The organism is Corticibacter populi, assembly GCF_004217315.1.
Classification (GTDB): domain Bacteria; phylum Pseudomonadota; class Gammaproteobacteria; order Burkholderiales; family Burkholderiaceae_C; genus Lampropedia; species Lampropedia populi.
Map to the genome: position 1 here is coordinate 1,359,836 of NZ_SGWR01000001.1, position 18,217 is coordinate 1,378,052.

Consider the following 18,217-nt stretch of genomic DNA (forward strand, 5'->3'; position numbering starts at 1 on the left):
CAGTATCGACATGCAAACCGCAATGACGGCAACGCCGTGGCGCGGCCCTGCAGATCGATATCAGTCATCCTAATTGATCTGGAGATTGAAAATTATGTTGAAAGGTAAAACTGCCCTGGTCACCGGCTCGACCAGCGGCATCGGACTGGGCATCGCCAAGGTGCTGGCGGCCCAGGGGGCCAATGTGCTGGTAAACGGTTTTGGCGACTCGGAGACGCCACGCAAGGAGATCGAGCAGGCCGGCGCCGCGCATGGCATCCGCACCGCCTTCCATGGCGCCGACCTCAGCAAGACCGAGCAGATCGAGGAGTTGATTGCCTTTGGCAACCAGACCTTCGGCCGGATCGACATCCTGGTCAACAACGCCGGCATTCAGCACACCTCACCCATCGAGTCGTTCCCGCCGGAGCGCTGGGATGCCATCATCGCCATCAACCTCAGCAGCGTCTTCCACACCAGCCGGCTGGTGCTGCCGTCGATGCGCCAGCAGAACTGGGGCCGCATCATCAACATCGCCTCGGTGCATGGCCTGGTGGGCTCGGTCGAGAAGGCCGCCTATGTGGCTGCCAAGCATGGCGTGGTGGGTTTCACCAAAGTCGCAGCACTGGAGACCGCCACCACCGGCGTCACCGTCAACGCCATCTGCCCGGGCTGGGTGCTGACACCACTGGTGCAAAAGCAGATTGACGCACTGGCGCAAAAGCAGGGCATCACGGTGCAGGAGGCACAAAAGCAACTGCTGGGCGCCAAGGAGCCTTCGCTGCGCTTTACCACCCCCGAGGAGTTGGGCCAGTTGGCCGCCTTCTTCTGCTCGCCCGCCGGCGACAACATCCGCGGTGTGGCCTGGAACATGGACGGTGGCTGGGTCGCACAATAAGCCATCAGCATGATGCGATAAAGCGGGGTTCGCCCCCATGACAAAGCCCGCCAGATGGCGGGCTTTGTCATGGGGGCTTGCCAGCGCCGCCACCTCTGCGCGGACGCTGGCAATCGCTGTTAAGAACTCAGGAGCCGAACTTCAGCACGCCCTTCATCAGCGCGGAGTGGCCAGGGAAAGAGCAGAAGTAGGTGTAGCCCTCGCCAGCGGTGAGCTTGCTGACGTCGAAGGTCACCGAATCGGTCTCGCCGCCGCCAATCATGTTGGTGTGGGCAATGATGCGGGCATCGCCTTCGGGCAGATAGCCCTTGGCAGCGCCAGCCTTGATGCTGTCGTTGGCCACCGGCTGCACGTCGGCCGTCTTGGTCAGCACCCAGTTATGGCCCATCACGTTCTTGGGCTGCTTGCCCACGTGCTTGAGCGTCACGGTGAATTCCTTGCAGCTCTGGTCAACCACGATTTCCTTGGTGTTGTACTGCATGGCGTCATTGCCCTCGATGGTCACGCTGCAATCGGCGGCCATGGCCGGGGCGGCCAGCGCGGTCAGACAGGCGGTCAGAGCAAAGGGTGCAAATTTCATTTGATTCTCCAGGTTTGCAACGGTGTCGAGACAGTCCCGGCCCTTGCCAGGCTGTCCATGAATGAACGCGTCAAGCATAACCGCCGATGACAGCCAAGGTGTTTGCGCTGCCTCAAAAACAGGCAATATTTCTGCTTCCGATCGAAGCTTGACCTAAGTCAAACTTGCCGGACATAGGCGCCATGCGGCGCGTCCGCAGTGCCACAATTCCAGCCATTCCAGTGCGTGTTCCGCCAGCAAGGCCCAGGCCCCCGACGGACCGCCCAGCGCCTGTTGCGCCGCGCCCGGCGAGCTGCCACCGCAGGGCTATTTCCCGCCGTGTCAGTGGCAGCACCGCACGATCTGCCCCACCCCAACACGCCCCGCCATGTGCGCGCAAAGCCTCCCTCCGCTCCCCCCGGTTCCCGGCACCACACCGCCGCCGCATGGCACGCCAGGATCGTCGGCCACCGAACTGATCGACGACCCGGGCGAATGGCCGTCTTTCAGTCAGCGCTGCGACCCGGAGGGCAAGGCGCTCACGCTGCGCGAGAAGGACGAGGCAATGCAGGCCGAGCAGGGCCCGGTGTTCTGGGCCTCGCAATTCACCCTGCAGGGCATGTATTGCCCGGCCTGCGCGCTGACCATCGAGGATGCGCTGATGCGCGTGCCCGGAGTCGCCTCGGTGCAGGTCAACGGCGTGCAGCAGCGCACACGGGTGGTCTGGCAGGCAGACCGCATCCGTCCTTCGGCGCTCATCAAGGCCATTGAGGCGGCAGGCTATGGCGCCACCCCGGGCAATGACGGGCAGGCCTTCGAGCAGCGCCGCGCGGCCAACCGGCTGATGCTGTGGCGCTGGCTTGTCGCGGGCTTTTGCATGATGCAGGTGATGATGTACGCATGGCCGGCCTACACGGTCAACGCGGACGGCATCGCCAGCGACCTGGTGCAATTGCTGCGCTGGGCCTCGTGGGTGCTGACGCTGCCGGTGCTGATCTTCTCCTGCGGCCCCTTCTTCAGGCAGGCCTGGCACGACCTGTGCCAGCGCCGCATCGGCATGGACCTGCCCATCGCGCTGGCCATTGCATTGACGTTCCTGGTCAGCTCGGCCGGCACCTTCGAGCCGGCCGGCATCTTCGGCCACGATGTCTACTTCGACTCGCTGACAATGTTCGTGTTCTTTCTGCTCAGCGGCCGCATGCTGCAGCTGCGGCTGCGCCACCGCGTGGCGGGCGAGCTCGATGCATTGGCCAACCGCATGCCCGAGCAGGTCGAGCGTCTCTCCGACCCGGATGACCTGGCCGCCGGCAGCACCCTGGTGGCGCTGCGCCAGTTGCGCGTGCGCGACGTGGTGCGCATCAAGCCCGGCGAAGGCTTCCCGGGCGACGGCACCATCGTCGACGGCGCGACCTGGGTGGACGAGGCATTGCTGACGGGCGAGTCCCGGCCGGTGCAGCGCCAGCCCGGCGACACCGTGATCGCCGGCAGCTTCAACCGCTCGGCCAGCGTATTGGTGCGCCTGGACCGGCTGGGCAACACCACGCGCTATGCGCAGATCGTCGATCTGATGGAGACGGCGGCGATGCAGAAACCCTACTTCGCGCAGCTGGCCGACCGCATCGCCGGCCCCTTCCTCCTGGCCGTGATCGTGCTGGCGGGTCTGGCCATGCTGTGGTGGTGGCCGCAGGATCCGGCCCGCGCCGTGATGGTGGGGGTGGCGGTGCTGGTGGTCACCTGCCCCTGCGCGCTGGCACTGGCCACCCCCTCGGCGTTGCTGGCGGCGGCCGGGGCGCTGTCGCGCCGCGGCGTGCTGGTGGCCAATCTGCAGGCGCTGGAGTTCGCTCCCAATGCCACGCTGGCCGTCTTCGACAAGACCGGCACGCTCACCGAGGATCGGCTGTTGCTTGGGCAGGTGCAGGTGCGCGCCGGCAGCAGCGCGGTCGAGGCCCTTGGCCTGGCGCTGCGCCTGGCGAGCCAGTCGCTGCATCCGGTCTCGCGAGCGCTGGTCGAGGAGACGCGCCGCCAGCATCCGGAGCTGGCGCAGGAGACGCAGCCCCATGCTTCCATGCTCCTCGAGGGGCTGCGCGAGATTCCCGGCCAGGGCATCGAGGCCCATATTGATGGCATCACCTACCGGCTGGGCTCGGCCGCGTTCTGCAAGGGCCTGGGTTCCGCCTCCGCAGCGCAGGCGGCGCGCGTACCAGCCAGTGCCGCGACAGCAGACATGGCCGCCAGTGATGAGGCGGCGCTGGCACGCGTCATGCTCGCCGACACATCCGGCTGGCTCGCCAGCTTTCACCTGAGCGAAACCATCCGCGCCGATGCGGCTGCCACAGTGTCCATCATGCGCCAGCTCGGCCTGAAGACGGCGCTGCTCTCGGGTGATCAGCCACAGGCAGCCGCGCAGATGGCGCAGCGGTTGGGCATCGACATCGCCATGGGCGGCTGCAGTCCGCAGGACAAGCTCGACCAGTTGCAGCGCTGGCAGGCCCAGGGCGAGCGCATCGTGATGGTGGGTGACGGCCTCAACGACGGCCCGGTGCTGGCCAAGGCCAATGTGTCCTTTGCCGTCGGCCAGGCCGTGCCACTGGCGCGTGCGCAGGCCGACTTCATCGTCAACAGCACGGCGTTGCTGCCCATTGCCAGCACGCTGCTGGTGGCGCGCCGCACGGTGCGCGTGATGCGCGAGAACCTGGCCTGGGCGTTCGGCTACAACCTGCTCTTCATCCCGATGGCACTGGTCGGCTGGATGCCGGCCTGGCTGGCCGGCCTGGGCATGGCCGCCAGCTCGCTGATCGTCATCGCCAATGCCGCACGGCTGACACGCTACCAACCGCTGGCAGGCCAGCCCGCCGGTGCCACCCCGGCCGCGCCACCGCCCATTCCATTGACCGGCGCCCCGGCGCCGGCCACCCGTTCCTGAAAGACCCCGAGAGAGACGCCATGGACATTCTCTATCTGCTCATCCCGCTCTCCGTCATCCTGGTCCTGGCCATTCTGGCGGGTCTGTGGTGGGCGATCTACCACGGCCAGTTCGAGAACGTCGAACAGGAGGGCGAGCGCATTCTCAACAACGATTGACCTGCGTCAAGCGGCCCGCAACGCCGCCATTTCATACTTGCTTACAAAAATTCTTCTACAAGGATGTGATCGCGATGGAAACAAGCAATCCAAGAGTGAACCACTACATCGACGGCCCGGTGCGGCTGTTCTCATTGATGGCAGTGGTATGGGGGGTCGTCGGCATGCTGGTGGGCGTCATCATCGCCGCCCAGCTGACCTGGCCTGAACTGAACCTGGGTATTCCCTGGCTGTCCTACGGGCGGCTGCGGCCGCTGCACACCAACGCGGTGATCTTCGCGTTCGGCGGCTGCGCGTTGATGGCCACCAGCCTGCACGTGGTGCAGCGCACCTGCCAGGTGCCGCTGTTCGCGCCCAAGCTGGCCTGGTTCGTGTTCTGGGGCTGGCAGGCCGTCATCGTTCTGGCCGCCATCAGCCTGCCGCTGGGCTTCACCAGCGGCAAGGAATACGCCGAGCTGGAATGGCCGATCGACATCCTGATCACACTGGTGTGGGTCTCGTATGCGATCGTGTTCTTCGGCACGATCGGCATCCGCAAGGTCAAGCACATCTACGTGGCCAACTGGTTCTTCGGCGCCTTCATCCTGGCGGTGGCCCTGCTGCATCTGGTCAACAGCGCCGCCGTGCCGGCGAGCCTGCTGCGCAGCTACTCGGCCTATGCCGGCGTGCAGGACGCCATGGTGCAGTGGTGGTACGGCCATAACGCGGTGGGCTTCTTCCTGACCGCAGGCTTCCTGGGCATGATGTACTACTACGTGCCCAAGCAGGCCGGCCGCCCGATCTATTCCTACCGGCTCTCGATCGTGCACTTCTGGGCGCTGATCTTCACCTACATGTGGGCCGGCCCCCACCACCTGCACTACACCGCGCTGCCCGACTGGGCGCAATCGGTGGGCATGGTGTTCTCGCTGATCCTGCTGGCGCCCAGCTGGGGCGGCATGATCAACGGCATCATGACCCTCTCGGGCGCGTGGCACAAGCTGCGTGACGACCCCATCCTGCGCTTCCTGATCGTCTCGCTGTCGTTCTACGGCATGGCCACCTTCGAAGGCCCGATGATGTCGATCAAGACCGTCAATGCCCTCTCGCACTACACCGACTGGACGGTCGGCCACGTGCACGCCGGTGCACTCGGCTGGGTCGGCCTGATCTCGATGGGTTCGCTCTACTACCTGATCCCGCGCCTCTATGGCCGCGAGAAGATGTACTCGACCCGCGCCATCGAACTGCACTTCTGGATTGCCACCATCGGCATCGTGCTGTACATCGCCGCCATGTGGATCGCCGGTGTCATGCAGGGCATGATGTGGCGCGCCATCAATGACGACGGTACCCTGACCTACACCTTCGTCGAAAGCGTCAAGGCCACCTTCCCGTTCTATGTGATCCGTCTGCTCGGTGGTCTGCTGTACCTCGGCGGCATGCTGGTGATGGCCTGGAACGTCTGGAAGACCGTGGCTGCCGGCCGCTCCGTCAAGGCCCCCATTCCGCAACTGGTGCAGGCCTGATCCGGTCGCTTCGTGACGCAGGGGAGCCGCCCGCTCCCCGCCCCCTCAACAAGGATGAAAAACATGAGTGACAACCACTCCCACGAAAAGAGCAAGGGTTTCAGCCACGAGAAGGTCGAGACCAGCAACTTCCTGATGATCGTGCTGATCGTGCTGGTCATCTCGATCGGCGGCCTGGTCGAGATCGTGCCGCTGTTCTTCCAGAAGTCCACCACCGAGCCGATCGAGGGCATCGCCCCGCTCAGCCCGCTGCAGGTGGCCGGCCAGGACGTCTATCGCCGCGAAGGCTGCTACAACTGCCACTCGCAGATGATCCGCCCGTTCCGCGCCGAGACGCTGCGCTACGGCCACTACTCGGTGGCGGGTGAATTCGTCTATGACCATCCGTTCCAGTGGGGCAGTAAGCGCACCGGCCCGGACCTGCACCGCGTCGGCGGCCGCTATAGCGACGAATGGCACCGCATCCACCTGAACAACCCGCGCGACGTGGTGCCCGAATCGAACATGCCCGCCTACCCCTGGCTGGCCGAGGCTCCGCTGAGCGCGGCCAAGACCCAGGCCAGCATGCGCGCCTTGCGCCGCGTGGGCGTGCCCTACACCGATGAACAGATCGCATCTGCCGAGCAGGAGCTCGATGGCAAGACCGAAATAGATGCCGTCATCGCCTATCTGCAACAACTGGGACTGGCGCTGCGCTGAGAGAGCGAAGCCACTTTGAACTGGACAGGTGCCAAACATGAGCAATCTGATCACCGACCTTCGCGTCATCGCCACCCTGCTGAGCTTCGCCGTCTTCATCGGCATCGTCATCTGGACCTACTCGCGCAAGAACGAGGGACGTTTCGATGAAGCGGCACACCTTCCATTCGAAGAAGACAGCCAGCCCTAGCAGCACGCCATAACTATTTCAAGGTAAACCCATGAGTGACTTTACGAGTAATTTCTGGTCCTGGTTCATCGCCTCCATCACCATCGTGGGCATCGCCGGCTGCCTGCTGTTGCTGTGGATCACGGCGCGCAAGAAAGTCGCCGCCCGCAGCGACAACACCACCGGCCACGTCTGGGACGAGGATCTCTACGAGATGAACAACCCGCTGCCGCGCTGGTGGATGGGCCTCTTCATCATCACCTGCGTCTTCGGTGCCGGCTACCTGCTGGCCTATCCGGGCCTGGGCAGCTTCGGCGGCAAGCTCGGCTGGACCTCGGTGAAGAAGTACGACGCCGAGGTCGACCGGCTCAACGCCAGCATCGCGCCGATCTACGCGCGCTTTGACGGTATGAGCGTGACGGCCCTGGCGGCCGACCCGCAGGCCCAAGCCATCGGCGAGCGCCTCTTCGTGAACACCTGCGCCCAGTGTCACGGCTCCGATGCCCGCGGCAGCAAGGGCTTTCCGAACCTGACCGACAACGACTGGCTGTGGGGCGGCGAGCCCGAGAACATCCACGCCACCATCACCGATGGCCGCATGGGCATCATGGCGCCGGTCGCCGAGGCCGTCGGAAGCGGCGAGGATGTGCGCAACCTGGCCCAGTACGTGCTGAGCCTCTCGGGCAGCCCGCACGACTCGGTGCAGGCCGCCCTTGGCAAGGACAAGTTCTTGATCTGCGCTGCCTGCCACGGCGCCGACGGCAAGGGCAACCAGTTGCTGGGCGCCCCCAACCTGACCGACAAGATCTGGCTGCACGGCTATGGTGCCAATGCCATCATCGACATGATCACGCATGGCAAGACCAACATCATGCCGCCGCAGAAGGACTTCCTCACGGAAGCGCAGATCAACGTGCTGACCGCCTATGTATGGGGGCTCTCCAACAACCAGAGCCAAGTCAGCCAGGCCTCCGGCCAGTGAACCATGAGCGATCCCCTTTCCCGCCGATGAGCTGAGCACGAAGCCTGCACCCCGACGGGGTGCAGGCCTTTTTGCTTTGTCAAACATGCCCACGCCCGATACCAAAGACAACAGCCAGCCCGCATCCACCGATGCCGGCACGCCACGCAAAGTCATTCCCATCGCCTCTGCTCCAGCGGGCGATGGCGACAAGCTCATCTCCATGTACGAGAAGCACCAGAAGGTGTATCCCCGCATGGTGCAGGGCATCTTCAACCGCTGGCGCTGGCTCATGGTCCTGGCCACGCAGCTGTTCTTCTACGGCATGCCCTGGCTGCAATGGGGCGACCGCCAGATGCTGCTGTTCGACCTGGGCGCAAGGCGTTTCTACATCTTCGGGCTGGTGCTGTACCCGCAGGACTTCATCTACCTGACCGGCCTGCTGGTCATCTCCGCGCTCTCGCTGTTTCTGTTCACCGCCGTCGCCGGCCGTCTCTGGTGCGGCTTCAGCTGCCCCCAGACGGTGTATTCCGAAATCTTCCTGTGGATCGAGCGCCGGGTCGAGGGCGAGCGCGGGGCGCGCATGAAACTCGACGCCCAGGGCATGAGCCTGCACAAGTTCGGCCGCAAGTTCCTCAAGCATTTCATCTGGATCGCGCTGAGCCTGTGGACGGGATTCACCTTCGTGGGCTACTTCACGCCGATCCGCGAACTTGGCGCCGACTTCCTGCAGGGCCACTGGGGCAGCTGGGGCCTGTTCTGGATGTTGTTCTATGGTTTTGCCACCTATGGCAACGCCGGCTTTCTGCGCGAGCAGGTCTGCAAGTATATGTGCCCTTACGCACGCTTCCAGAGTGCCATGTTCGACCCGGACACCATGATCGTCAGCTACAACACGGCGCGCGGCGAGCCCCGCGGCAAGCGGGTCAAGAATGTCGACAAGGCCAGCAGCGGCCAGGGCGACTGCATCGACTGTCAGCTGTGCGTGCAAGTCTGCCCGACCGGCATCGACATCCGCAACGGCCTGCAGTACGAGTGCATCGGCTGCGGCCTCTGCATCGATGCCTGCAACAGCATCATGGACCGCATGCACTACCCGCGCGGCCTCATCAGCCTGACGACGCAGAACGCGCTGGCCGGCAACTGGCCGCCGGGCCAGGCGGTGCGCCGCATGTTCCGCCCGCGCGTGCTGGTTTATTCGGCCATCCTGCTGGCACTGATCATCGGCATGCTGGCGACCATGACGCTGCGCACGCCCTTCAAGGTGGACGTGGTACGCGATCGCGCCACGCTCGCGCGTATCGTCGATGACCAGTTGGAGAACGTCTACCGGCTGCAGATCATGAACGCCCAGGAAGTCGGGCACACGTACCGGATCAGCGCCAGAGGCATCGACGGGCTGCAGGTCATCCCCGCCACCGCGATCACCGTCGATGCCGCGCAGGCACGCTGGATCGTGCTCCAGCTGCAGGCCCCCTACGAGGCCGCGATGGCCCTGGGTGCCGGCTCGCACAAGATCGTCTTCGACATCCAGAACCTCGAGAGCGGCAAGCATCTGGAAGAATCGTCGGTGTTCATCGTGCCGCGCTGACGCCGGGCCGCTGACCATTCCCGCTCGAAAGACATCCCTTCATCACCAGGAGTTTTCCCAATGAACAGCAACAGCCCATCCGTTTCGCTGGCCCGCCCACGCGAGGCCTCCAGCGGGCCATGGTGGAAGTTCGGCTATGTCTGGATGGTGATCGCCATCCCGGTGCTTTCCATGGTCGCCAGCTTCTACATCATCCGCACCGCGATCAACAACCCGGACTACCTGGTCGACGCCAGCACCTACCAGAGCGAAGTGGCCCGCCATCGCAATCTGCAGCAGCCGACCAAGAGCCTGGCGCCAGCGCACCAGGCCCGCAACCACGCGGCCACTCCGGTGACCGACCAGCCGCCACCCGACCTGCTCAAGCAACCGGGCGAGTGATTCGGCCAGGCGCCCCCCCTCCCTGCGGGCTTGCAGCCCCTGCGCAGGACCCCACGGGCGCGGCAAGCGCGTCTTCACGCCATGGACCTGCACCACTGGCCGACGCATCTCTCTACAATAGCGCACCTTTGGCACGACCTGGCCGGCCATGTCCCGGCCAGGCACCTCCCACGACGCGCATGACAGTCTCTCCTCTCTCCCTTCCCGAGCACGATGCCGTGCCAGCGGTTGCGGCCGGCTTGCCCGCCGCCGCGTCGGCACTCTCCCCCTCGCCCGAGTCCGGGCCTTCGCGCTGGCCTGCGGAGGCGCTCGAAGTCACCGCACTGGACATGGACGCGCAGGGCGTCGCGCACCGCGCCGATGGCAAAGTGGTCTTCATCGAAGGTGCCCTGCCCGGCGAAGTCGTCACCGCCAGCGTCAACCGCCGCAAGAACAACTGGGAGCAGGCCAGCCTGCAGGCCATCCTCCACACCAGCTCGCAGCGTGTGGTGCCGCATTGCCCGCATTTCGGCCTGCACGCCGGCGCCTGCGGCGGCTGCAAGATGCAGCACCTGCACCCGATGGCTCAGCTCGCCGTCAAACAGCGCGTGCTCGAAGACAACTTCTGGCACCTGGGCAAGGTGCGACCCGAACGCATGCTGCGGCCCATCCAGGGCCCGGACTGGGGCTACCGCTGGCGCGCGCGCCTGTCAGTGCGCCACGTCGTCAAGAAGGGCAAGGTGCTGGTCGGTTTTCACGAGCGCAAGAGCCGCTACATCGCCGACATGGAGGTCTGCCCGATCCTGCCGCCGCATGTCAGCGCCATGCTGATGCCACTGCGCGCACTGATCGCCAGCCTCGACGCACGTGAGACCTGCCCGCAGATCGAGCTGGCCTGCGGCGACCGCGTCACCGCACTCGTGCTGCGCCACCTGCAACCGCTCGACGCCGCCGACCTGCAACGCCTGCGCGACTTCGCCAGCGCCCACCCCGGCGTGCAATGGTGGCTGCAGCCCAAAGGGCCGGACACGGTGCGCCTGCTCGATGAGGCAACCGCAGACCAGCAGCTGGCCTATGCCCAGCCCGAGTTCGGCATCCGCATGCCGTTTCGCCCCACCGATTTCACGCAGGTCAATCCGCACATCAACCGTGTGCTGGTGCAACGGGCGCTGCAATTGCTGGAGGTGCAGCGTGACGAGCGCGTGATCGACTGGTTCTGCGGCCTCGGCAATTTCAGCCTCCCGCTGGCCACGCAGGCTGGCGAAGTGCTGGGTATCGAAGGCAGCGAGACGCTGGTGCGCCGCGCTGCCGACAACTGGCAGGCCAACCAGGCGGCGCGGCACGGCCTTGCCCCCTTGGCGCCGGCCAGCTTCGTGGCACGCAACCTGTTCGAGATGACGCCGCAGGTGTTGATCGCCGATGGCGCCGCACAGAAATGGCTGGTCGACCCGCCCCGGGAAGGCGCCTTTGCGCTGGCAAAAGCGCTGGCCGAGATCCACCAAAGCCAGCTTGGTGCCGAAGGCAGCACGAACGAAGCCGCCGAGGCCGCCCGCCGCGCTGGCTGGCAGCCGCCCGAACGCATCGTCTACGTCAGCTGCAACCCGGCCACGCTGGCGCGCGATGCCGGCCTGCTGGTGCACCAGGGCGGCTATCGCTGCAGCGCAGCCGGTATCGTCAACATGTTCCCGCACACGGCGCACGTCGAGAGCATTGCCGTGCTCGACCGGATCCAGTCCGCCTGAAAACCGCCCCCTTCACCGGCCCCGCCACCAAGGGCAAAGCCCGCCACGCTTGACCAGCATGGCGGGCTTTTCATTGACAGGCTGACCATCGTTGTCTGTCATGCGGACCGCACCGCGGCGGCTCACTTGCCCTCGGCGTGCGCTTGGTCGATGAGCAGCTTGAAGGCCTCGATGTCATCCACACTGCGGTATACGCTGGCATAGCGGATGAACGCCACCTTGTCGAGATTCTGCAGCTCGCGCATGACGAATTCACCGATCTGGTGGGAGGGCACCTCGCGGCTGCCCTGACTGAGCAGGCGCACCTCGATGCGCGCGATGGCGTCATCGACGTCCTGCGTCTTGACCGGACGCTTGCGCAAAGCCAGGTTGACCGACTCGCGCAGCTTGTGGCGCTGGTAGTCGACCCGGCGGCCATCGCGCTTGACCACCGCCGGCATCGTTACCTCGGCGCGTTCGAAGGTCGTGAAGCGCTTGTCGCAGGCACTGCACTGGCGGCGCCTGCGAATGCTGGTGTTGTCCTCCGAGAGGCGCGTCTCCACCACCTGGGATTCGTCATGGCCGCAAAAAGGACATTTCATCGCGCAAGACAGGTCGTGGAGGTGGGCATGGCGCTCAAGGCATCAACCGTAGACCGGCAGGCGGAAGGTGAGCGCATGCACCTTCTCGCGGACCTGGGCAATGTGCTTGGCGTCGTTCGGATTGTCCAGCACATCGGCAATCAGATTGGCGGTGAGGAAAGCTTCCTCATCCTTGAAGCCACGGGTCGTCATGGCGGGCGTGCCCACGCGGATGCCGCTGGTGACCATCGGCTTTTCCGGATCGTTCGGGATCGCGTTCTTGTTGACGGTCATGTGGGCCTCGCCCAGCACGCGCTCGGCCTCCTTGCCGGTGATGTTCTTCGAGCGCAGATCCACCAGCGCCAGGTGGCTTTGCGTACGACCGCTGACGATGCGCAGGCCCCGCTGCACCAGCACGGTGGCCAGGATGTTGGCGTTGGTGAGCACCTGCTGCTGGTAGACCTTGAATGATGGATCGAGCGCCTCCTTGAAGGCGACCGCCTTGGCGGCGATGACGTGCATCAGCGGACCGCCCTGCAGACCCGGGAACACGGCGCTGTTGATGGCCTTCTCATGCTCCTGCTTGCAAAGGATGATGCCACCGCGCGGGCCGCGCAGGCTCTTGTGCGTGGTGGAGGTGACCACGTCGGCATGCGGCACCGGATTGGGGTAGAGGCCTGCGGCAATCAGGCCGGCATAGTGCGCCATGTCGACCATGAAGATCGCGCCGACATCCTTGGCCACCTTGGCGAAGCGTTCGAAGTCGATGTGCAGGCTGTAGGCGGACGCCCCGGCGATGATCAGCTTGGGCTTGTGCTCATGGGCCAGACGTTCCATCTGGTCATAATCGATCTCCTCGTCGGCATTGAGGCCATAGGGGACGATGTTGAACCATTTGCCGCTCATGTTCAGCGACATGCCATGCGTCAGGTGGCCGCCTTCGGCCAGGCTCAAGCCCATGACGGTGTCGCCGGGCTTGAGAAAGGCCAGGAATACGGCCTGGTTGGCCGAAGCACCGCAATGCGGCTGCACGTTGGCGGCTTCGGCGCCGAAGAGCTGCTTGACACGGTTGAGCGCCAGTTCCTCGGCAATGTCGACGAACTCGCAGCCACCGTAGTAGCGGCGGCCCGGATACCCTTCGGCATACTTGTTGGTCAGCTGTGTGCCCTGCGCCCACATCACAGCCGGAGAAGCATAGTTTTCACTGGCGATCAGCTCGATGTGTTCTTCCTGCCGCTTGTTCTCGGACTGGATGGCGGCAAACAATTCAGGGTCGACCTGCTCGACCAGGATATCGCGTTGGTACATGGTTTTGGCAATCCTTAACGATTGATTTCAGCAATGGGCTGCCCAGGCGAGCGGCTGCCAACGGTTCCCATCGAGTGGGTAGTCTGGGTACGTACGTTCCCCGGTGGTCGCGCATGCAATGCTCCACATCAGTGTTCGCGGCGCCCGGCCCCCTCGGGGGCAAAGCCATATGACGCCGGAAACCTATCGCCAGTTGCGTACCCGCGTAGTTTAGCGGAGATGCACTGACCACATGGGCAACTGCCGCGCCAACACTGTGATCGGCCAATGCTGACGCGATCAATATGCATAAATGCAAACATCTATTGCGGACATCGCTATTGATATGGCAAATTTGCACAGTAATATGGATGCCGGCAACACCATAACCAGGAGACAAGCACCATGAACGCCATCACCGACCAAGCCGGTCCGTCCGGCCGAACCGACCACGCGGCCCAGCCCCCCACCGTCCCGCTCTTGATCAACGGGCAGTTCATCGAATCGAAAACCGCCGAGTGGCGCGAGGTAATCAACCCCGCCACCCAGCAGGTACTGGCGCGCGTGCCCTTTGCCACTGCACAGGAAGTCGATGCCGCCGTGGCCAGTGCGCAGACCGCCTTCCGAGCTTGGCGCAGGACGCCGATCGGCACGCGAGCCCGCATCTTTCTGAAATACCAGCAGCTGATCCGCGAAAACATGGCGGAGCTTGCCGCCACGCTCTCGGCCGAACAGGGCAAGACGCTACCGGACGCCGAGGGCGACGTATTCCGTGGTCTGGAGGTGGTCGAGCACGCCGCCGCCATCGGCAACCTGCAGCTGGGTGAGCTGGCAAACAACGTCGCCAATGGCGTCGACACCTACACCCTGCTGCAGCCGCTGGGTGTGTGCGCTGGCATCACCCCGTTCAACTTTCCGGCGATGATCCCGCTGTGGATGTTCCCGATGGCCATCGCCACCGGCAACACCTTCGTTCTCAAGCCCTCCGAGCAGGACCCGATGGTCACCATGCGCCTGTGCGCGCTCGCACTCGAAGCCGGCGTGCCGCCGGGCGTACTCAATGTCGTGCACGGTGGCGAGGCGGTGGTCAACGCCATTTGCGACCACCCCGACATCAAGGCCATCTCCTTCGTCGGCTCCACCCGCGTGGGCACGCACGTATACAACCGCGCCTCGCTGGCTGGCAAACGCGTGCAATGCATGATGGGTGCCAAGAACCACGCCATCGTGCTGCCCGACGCCAGCCGCGAGCAAACCCTCAACGCGATTGCCGGTGCGGCCTTTGGCGCCGCTGGCCAACGCTGCATGGCGCTGACCACGGTGATTCTGGTCGGTCAGGCCCAGCAATGGGTGCCCGAGTTGGTGGACAAGGCCGAGTCCCTCAGGATCAGTGCCGGCCACGAGCCCGGCACCGACCTGGGCCCGTTGATTTCCTGCGCCGCACGTTCGCGCGTCGAGACGCTGATCGAGCGCGGCATCGCCGATGGCGCCACATTGGAGCTCGATGGCCGCAACCCGGCAGTCAGCGGTTACGAGAAAGGCAATTTCGTCGGCCCGACCATCTTCTCCGGCGTCAAGCCCGGCATGGCCATCTACGACCAGGAAATCTTCGGTCCGGTCCTGTGCCTGGTGGCCGCCGCCAATCTGGACGAAGCCATCGCCTTCATCAACGCCAATCCGAACGGCAACGGCACGGCCATCTTCACCCAATCGGGCGCAGCCGCGCACAAGTTCCAGGAAGAAATCGAGGTGGGCCAAGTCGGCATCAACGTGCCGATTCCGGTGCCCGTGCCGCTTTTTTCCTTCACTGGCTCTCGTGCATCGAAACTCGGCGATCTCGGGCCCTATGGCAAGCAGGTCGTGCAGTTTTATACACAGACCAAGACTGTCACGGCCCGCTGGTTCGACGACGCAGCCGCCACCGGCGGCGTGAACACCACCATCAGCCTCAAGTAGGCGCCACCGCCGACAGCTTGGGCCCCCCATTCGCGAAGGCCAGTTGCCGCCTTGGCAGCGCCCAGGCAGGCGGCAGGCAAACATCCCCCCATCGACCCGGAGACTCCGCATGGATTTCGAGCCCACAGAAGAACAGCGCGCCTTCGCCGACACTGCCCGCAACTTCGCGCAACAGGCACTGGCCCCCCACGCCGCGCAGTGGGACGAGGAGGCCCACTTTCCCCGGGACGCCATCGCTCGCGCCGGCGAGCTGGGCTTTTGCGGCCTGTATGCCCCCGAATCGATCGGCGGGCTCGCACTGCCCCGTCTCGATGCCACCTTCGTTTTCGAGGAACTGGCCGCCATCGACCCGTCCACCACCGCCTTCATCACCATCCACAACATGGCGACCTGGATGCTGGGCACCTGGGGCAGCGAAGCGGTGCGCGCAGAATGGGGCGCGGCCCTCACCAGTGGCGCCCAGCTCGCCTCGTACTGCCTGACCGAGCCAGGCGCCGGCTCCGATGCCGCCTCGCTCAAGACCCGCGCCGAGCGCCATGGCGACGACTACGTGATCAATGGCAGCAAAGCCTTCATCTCCGGTGCCGGCAGCACCGATGTCTTGGTACTGATGGCGCGCAGTGGCGGCGCTGGCGCCGGCGGTATTTCGGCCTTCGCCATTCCCGCGGACACACATGGCATCAGCTATGGCAAGAAGGAGCGCAAGATGGGATGGAACAGCCAGCCGACGCGCACCATCAGCTTCGACAACGTCCGCATTCCCGCCCGCTGCCGGCTCGGAGAGGAAGGCGAAGGCTTCAAGATCGCGATGAAAGGGCTCGACGGCGGCCGCATCAACATTGCCACCTGCTCGGTCGGAGCGGCCCAGGGCGCGCTGGCCCAAACGCAAACCTATGTGCAGGAACGCCACCAGTTCGGCAAGCCCATCGCCAGCTTCCAGGCCCTGCAGTTCAAGCTCGCCGACATGGCCACCGAGCTGATCGCTGCGCGCCAGATGGTGCGCCTGGCCGCCAGCAAGCTCGACCGCCAGGATCCCGATGTCAGTACCTACTGTGCCATGGCCAAGCGCTTCGCCACCGACGCCGGCTTCCAGGTCTGCAACGAAGCGCTGCAGTTGCACGGCGGCTATGGCTACATCCGCGAGTACCCGCTGGAGCGGCTGCTGCGCGATACGCGGGTACACCAGATTCTGGAGGGCACCAACGAGATCATGCGCGTCATCATCGCCCGCCGTCTGCTCGCCGGGGCAGCCGATGCACTGCCTCGCTGAAGTGACGCCGCGCATTGCGCACCCGACCACAAGATAGCAACAAGACAAGGAGACACTCATGAAAATCGCATTCATCGGCCTGGGCAACATGGGTAGCGGCATGGCCCTGAACCTGCAACGTGCCGGCCACGAGGTGGTCGGCTTCGATCTCTCCGAAGCCGCCCGGCAACTCCATGCCGAGCGCGGCATCCGGATCGCGGACAGTGCGCAGAATGCCGCTCAAGGCGCCGCCGCCATCATCACCATGCTGCCGGCGAGCCAGCACGTCGAGGGCCTGCTGCTCGGCCATGACCGGCAAGCCGGCCTGCTCGAGCATCTGAATGCCGGCGCGCTGCTCATCGACAGCAGCACCATTGCGGCGGCAACCGCCCGCAGGGTAGCCGCCGCAGCGGCAGCCAAAGGCATTCATTTCCTGGACGCGCCCGTCTCCGGTGGCACCGCCGGCGCGGCGGCCGGCACCCTCACATTCATGGTCGGCGGCAGCAGCGCCACACTCGAACGCGCCCTGCCGCTGTTGGAAGCCATGGGCAAGAACATCTTCCATGCCGGCGACGTCGGCGCTGGCCAGACCGCCAAGATCTGCAACAACATGCTGCTGGGCACGCTGATGATCGGCACCAGCGAAGCATTGGCATTGGGCATCGCCAATGGACTCGATCCCAAGGTGCTCTCAGAGATCATGCGCCGCAGCTCGGGCGGCAACTGGGCTCTGGAGGTCTACAACCCGGTCCCAGGGGTACAGGAAAACTCCGCTGCCACACGTGACTACACGGGCGGCTTCGGCACCGACCTGATGCTCAAAGACCTCGGCCTGGCCTTGGAAAGCGCCATCGCAGCCAGGGCCAGCACGCCGCTGGGAGCACTCGCGCGCAGTCTCTATGCCGCCCACAGCCTGGCAGGCCACGGCACGCAAGACTTCTCCAGCATCATTCAGTTGCTGCAGGAGAACGCCGGACAGGTTTGAAAGGAAGCTCCGCCACTAGGCCCCCGCTCGCCCGGATCGGGACTGTGGCATATTGGCAGCGTCAACAACCTCCATGAATGAGACGGACAGACCATGCCCATCCAACTCAAACGTGTCTATGAAACCGCGCAGGACGCCGACGGCAAGCGCATTCTGGTCGATCGGATCTGGCCGCGCGGCCTGAGCAAGGCCAACGCCCATGTCGACCTCTGGCTCAAGGAAGTGGCACCCTCGACCGAACTGCGCAAATGGTTCAATCATGAGGTGGACAAATGGCCCGAATTTGAGCGCCGCTACCGCACCGAACTCAAAGGCTTACCGGCACTGGAGCAACTTCAGGCGCTCAGCGGGAAGGGCCTAATCACACTGCTATACGCTGCCAAGGATGAACAGCACAACAACGCCGTCGTTCTGGCCAAAGTCCTTCAAGGGACCTGAAAGCGAATTTGCAGTCGGGCCCCACATGCGGGGGCCGTAGTGAATCACCTCGGCCCCCAAGAGTTGCGCCGGCTTGGCTCAGCCCTTTGGGTAGGGCGTAATCCGGCATATCAGCAAAGCGAAACCCCCCACAGGGACGACCTGAGGGGGGTTTTCAATAGGAGCCTGACGATGACCTACTTTCACACGGGAATC

The 18,217-nt window shown here is 64.7% G+C and carries 17 protein-coding genes; 14 read left to right on the plus strand and 3 right to left on the minus strand.

Annotated elements, in window-relative coordinates; genetic code table 11:
* The first annotated feature begins 94 nt into the window (after positions 1–94).
* Entirely contained in the window at positions 95–877 is a 783-nt protein-coding gene (locus EV687_RS06130) for a 3-hydroxybutyrate dehydrogenase (protein WP_122226955.1), read from the plus strand.
* Between the two features lie 127 nt (positions 878–1,004).
* Here EV687_RS06130 and azu read toward each other — a convergent pair whose 3' ends face one another.
* The gene (gene azu / locus EV687_RS06135; RefSeq protein ID WP_122226957.1) at positions 1,005–1,457 is read right to left on the minus strand and encodes an azurin; all 453 of its coding nucleotides are present in this window, start codon (positions 1,455–1,457) and stop codon (positions 1,005–1,007) included.
* A gap of 367 nt (positions 1,458–1,824) precedes the next feature.
* Here azu and EV687_RS06140 point away from each other — a divergent pair, with 367 nt between their 5' ends.
* The 9 genes from EV687_RS06140 to rlmD all read left to right on the plus strand — a co-directional run bounded on the left by EV687_RS06140 (position 1,825) and on the right by rlmD (position 11,547).
* Complete coding sequence (locus EV687_RS06140; RefSeq protein ID WP_122226959.1) at positions 1,825–4,359, plus strand: heavy metal translocating P-type ATPase; 2,535 nt, start codon at positions 1,825–1,827, stop codon at positions 4,357–4,359.
* Between the two features lie 20 nt (positions 4,360–4,379).
* Positions 4,380–4,517: a cbb3-type cytochrome oxidase assembly protein CcoS gene (ccoS, locus tag EV687_RS06145; RefSeq protein WP_122226961.1), complete on the plus strand. Its 138-nt coding sequence runs from the start codon at positions 4,380–4,382 to the stop codon at positions 4,515–4,517.
* 74 nt (positions 4,518–4,591) lie between these two features.
* Positions 4,592–6,025: a cytochrome-c oxidase, cbb3-type subunit I gene (gene ccoN / locus EV687_RS06150; RefSeq protein WP_122226963.1), complete on the plus strand. Its 1,434-nt coding sequence runs from the start codon at positions 4,592–4,594 to the stop codon at positions 6,023–6,025.
* Positions 6,026–6,088: 63 nt separating this feature from the next.
* Entirely contained in the window at positions 6,089–6,724 is a 636-nt protein-coding gene (ccoO, locus tag EV687_RS06155) for a cytochrome-c oxidase, cbb3-type subunit II (protein ID WP_122226965.1), read from the plus strand.
* A 37-nt stretch (positions 6,725–6,761) separates the two neighbouring features.
* Complete coding sequence (locus tag EV687_RS06160) at positions 6,762–6,914, plus strand: cbb3-type cytochrome oxidase subunit 3 (protein ID WP_122226967.1); 153 nt, start codon at positions 6,762–6,764, stop codon at positions 6,912–6,914.
* A 31-nt stretch (positions 6,915–6,945) separates the two neighbouring features.
* Positions 6,946–7,875, plus strand: a complete 930-nt coding sequence (ccoP, locus tag EV687_RS06165) for a cytochrome-c oxidase, cbb3-type subunit III (RefSeq protein ID WP_122226969.1) — start codon at positions 6,946–6,948, stop codon at positions 7,873–7,875.
* 85 nt (positions 7,876–7,960) lie between these two features.
* Entirely contained in the window at positions 7,961–9,445 is a 1,485-nt protein-coding gene (gene ccoG, locus EV687_RS06170) for a cytochrome c oxidase accessory protein CcoG (protein ID WP_122226971.1), read from the plus strand.
* Between the two features lie 60 nt (positions 9,446–9,505).
* Positions 9,506–9,826 (plus strand): FixH family protein, encoded by a 321-nt coding sequence (locus EV687_RS06175; RefSeq protein WP_122226973.1) that lies wholly within the window; start codon positions 9,506–9,508, stop codon positions 9,824–9,826.
* 179 nt (positions 9,827–10,005) lie between these two features.
* Entirely contained in the window at positions 10,006–11,547 is a 1,542-nt protein-coding gene (gene rlmD, locus EV687_RS06180) for a 23S rRNA (uracil(1939)-C(5))-methyltransferase RlmD (protein WP_122226975.1), read from the plus strand.
* A 122-nt stretch (positions 11,548–11,669) separates the two neighbouring features.
* Here rlmD and nrdR read toward each other — a convergent pair whose 3' ends face one another.
* Together nrdR and glyA are read right to left on the minus strand one after the other, a co-directional pair.
* Positions 11,670–12,128: a transcriptional regulator NrdR gene (nrdR, locus tag EV687_RS06185; RefSeq protein ID WP_122226977.1), complete on the minus strand. Its 459-nt coding sequence runs from the start codon at positions 12,126–12,128 to the stop codon at positions 11,670–11,672.
* Between the two features lie 42 nt (positions 12,129–12,170).
* A complete protein-coding gene (glyA, locus tag EV687_RS06190; RefSeq protein WP_122226979.1) occupies positions 12,171–13,415 on the minus strand; it encodes a serine hydroxymethyltransferase in 1,245 nt (414 codons plus the stop codon).
* Positions 13,416–13,799: 384 nt separating this feature from the next.
* Here glyA and EV687_RS06195 point away from each other — a divergent pair, with 384 nt between their 5' ends.
* The 4 genes from EV687_RS06195 (at position 13,800) to EV687_RS06210 (ending at position 18,022) form a co-directional block, all read left to right on the plus strand.
* On the plus strand, positions 13,800–15,350 hold the full coding sequence (locus tag EV687_RS06195; RefSeq protein ID WP_122226981.1) for a CoA-acylating methylmalonate-semialdehyde dehydrogenase: 1,551 nt from the start codon (positions 13,800–13,802) through the stop codon (positions 15,348–15,350).
* Between the two features lie 109 nt (positions 15,351–15,459).
* Positions 15,460–16,620, plus strand: coding sequence for an acyl-CoA dehydrogenase family protein (locus tag EV687_RS06200; protein ID WP_122226983.1), 1,161 nt, complete (start codon positions 15,460–15,462; stop codon positions 16,618–16,620).
* 58 nt (positions 16,621–16,678) lie between these two features.
* The gene (mmsB, locus tag EV687_RS06205; RefSeq protein ID WP_122226985.1) at positions 16,679–17,584 is read left to right on the plus strand and encodes a 3-hydroxyisobutyrate dehydrogenase; all 906 of its coding nucleotides are present in this window, start codon (positions 16,679–16,681) and stop codon (positions 17,582–17,584) included.
* A gap of 93 nt (positions 17,585–17,677) precedes the next feature.
* Positions 17,678–18,022, plus strand: coding sequence for a DUF488 domain-containing protein (locus EV687_RS06210; RefSeq protein ID WP_122226987.1), 345 nt, complete (start codon positions 17,678–17,680; stop codon positions 18,020–18,022).
* Positions 18,023–18,217: the final 195 nt, after the last annotated feature.

Coding starts and splice junctions, on each gene's coding strand:
- EV687_RS06130 (WP_122226955.1), top strand. CDS start 95: ATGTTGAAAGGTAAAACTGCCCTGGTCACCGGCTCGACCAGCGGCATC.
- azu (WP_122226957.1), bottom strand. CDS start 1,457: ATGAAATTTGCACCCTTTGCTCTGACCGCCTGTCTGACCGCGCTGGCC.
- EV687_RS06140 (WP_122226959.1), top strand. CDS start 1,825: ATGTGCGCGCAAAGCCTCCCTCCGCTCCCCCCGGTTCCCGGCACCACA.
- ccoS (WP_122226961.1), top strand. CDS start 4,380: ATGGACATTCTCTATCTGCTCATCCCGCTCTCCGTCATCCTGGTCCTG.
- ccoN (WP_122226963.1), top strand. CDS start 4,592: ATGGAAACAAGCAATCCAAGAGTGAACCACTACATCGACGGCCCGGTG.
- ccoO (WP_122226965.1), top strand. CDS start 6,089: ATGAGTGACAACCACTCCCACGAAAAGAGCAAGGGTTTCAGCCACGAG.
- EV687_RS06160 (WP_122226967.1), top strand. CDS start 6,762: ATGAGCAATCTGATCACCGACCTTCGCGTCATCGCCACCCTGCTGAGC.
- ccoP (WP_122226969.1), top strand. CDS start 6,946: ATGAGTGACTTTACGAGTAATTTCTGGTCCTGGTTCATCGCCTCCATC.
- ccoG (WP_122226971.1), top strand. CDS start 7,961: ATGCCCACGCCCGATACCAAAGACAACAGCCAGCCCGCATCCACCGAT.
- EV687_RS06175 (WP_122226973.1), top strand. CDS start 9,506: ATGAACAGCAACAGCCCATCCGTTTCGCTGGCCCGCCCACGCGAGGCC.
- rlmD (WP_122226975.1), top strand. CDS start 10,006: ATGACAGTCTCTCCTCTCTCCCTTCCCGAGCACGATGCCGTGCCAGCG.
- nrdR (WP_122226977.1), bottom strand. CDS start 12,128: ATGAAATGTCCTTTTTGCGGCCATGACGAATCCCAGGTGGTGGAGACG.
- glyA (WP_122226979.1), bottom strand. CDS start 13,415: ATGTACCAACGCGATATCCTGGTCGAGCAGGTCGACCCTGAATTGTTT.
- EV687_RS06195 (WP_122226981.1), top strand. CDS start 13,800: ATGAACGCCATCACCGACCAAGCCGGTCCGTCCGGCCGAACCGACCAC.
- EV687_RS06200 (WP_122226983.1), top strand. CDS start 15,460: ATGGATTTCGAGCCCACAGAAGAACAGCGCGCCTTCGCCGACACTGCC.
- mmsB (WP_122226985.1), top strand. CDS start 16,679: ATGAAAATCGCATTCATCGGCCTGGGCAACATGGGTAGCGGCATGGCC.
- EV687_RS06210 (WP_122226987.1), top strand. CDS start 17,678: ATGCCCATCCAACTCAAACGTGTCTATGAAACCGCGCAGGACGCCGAC.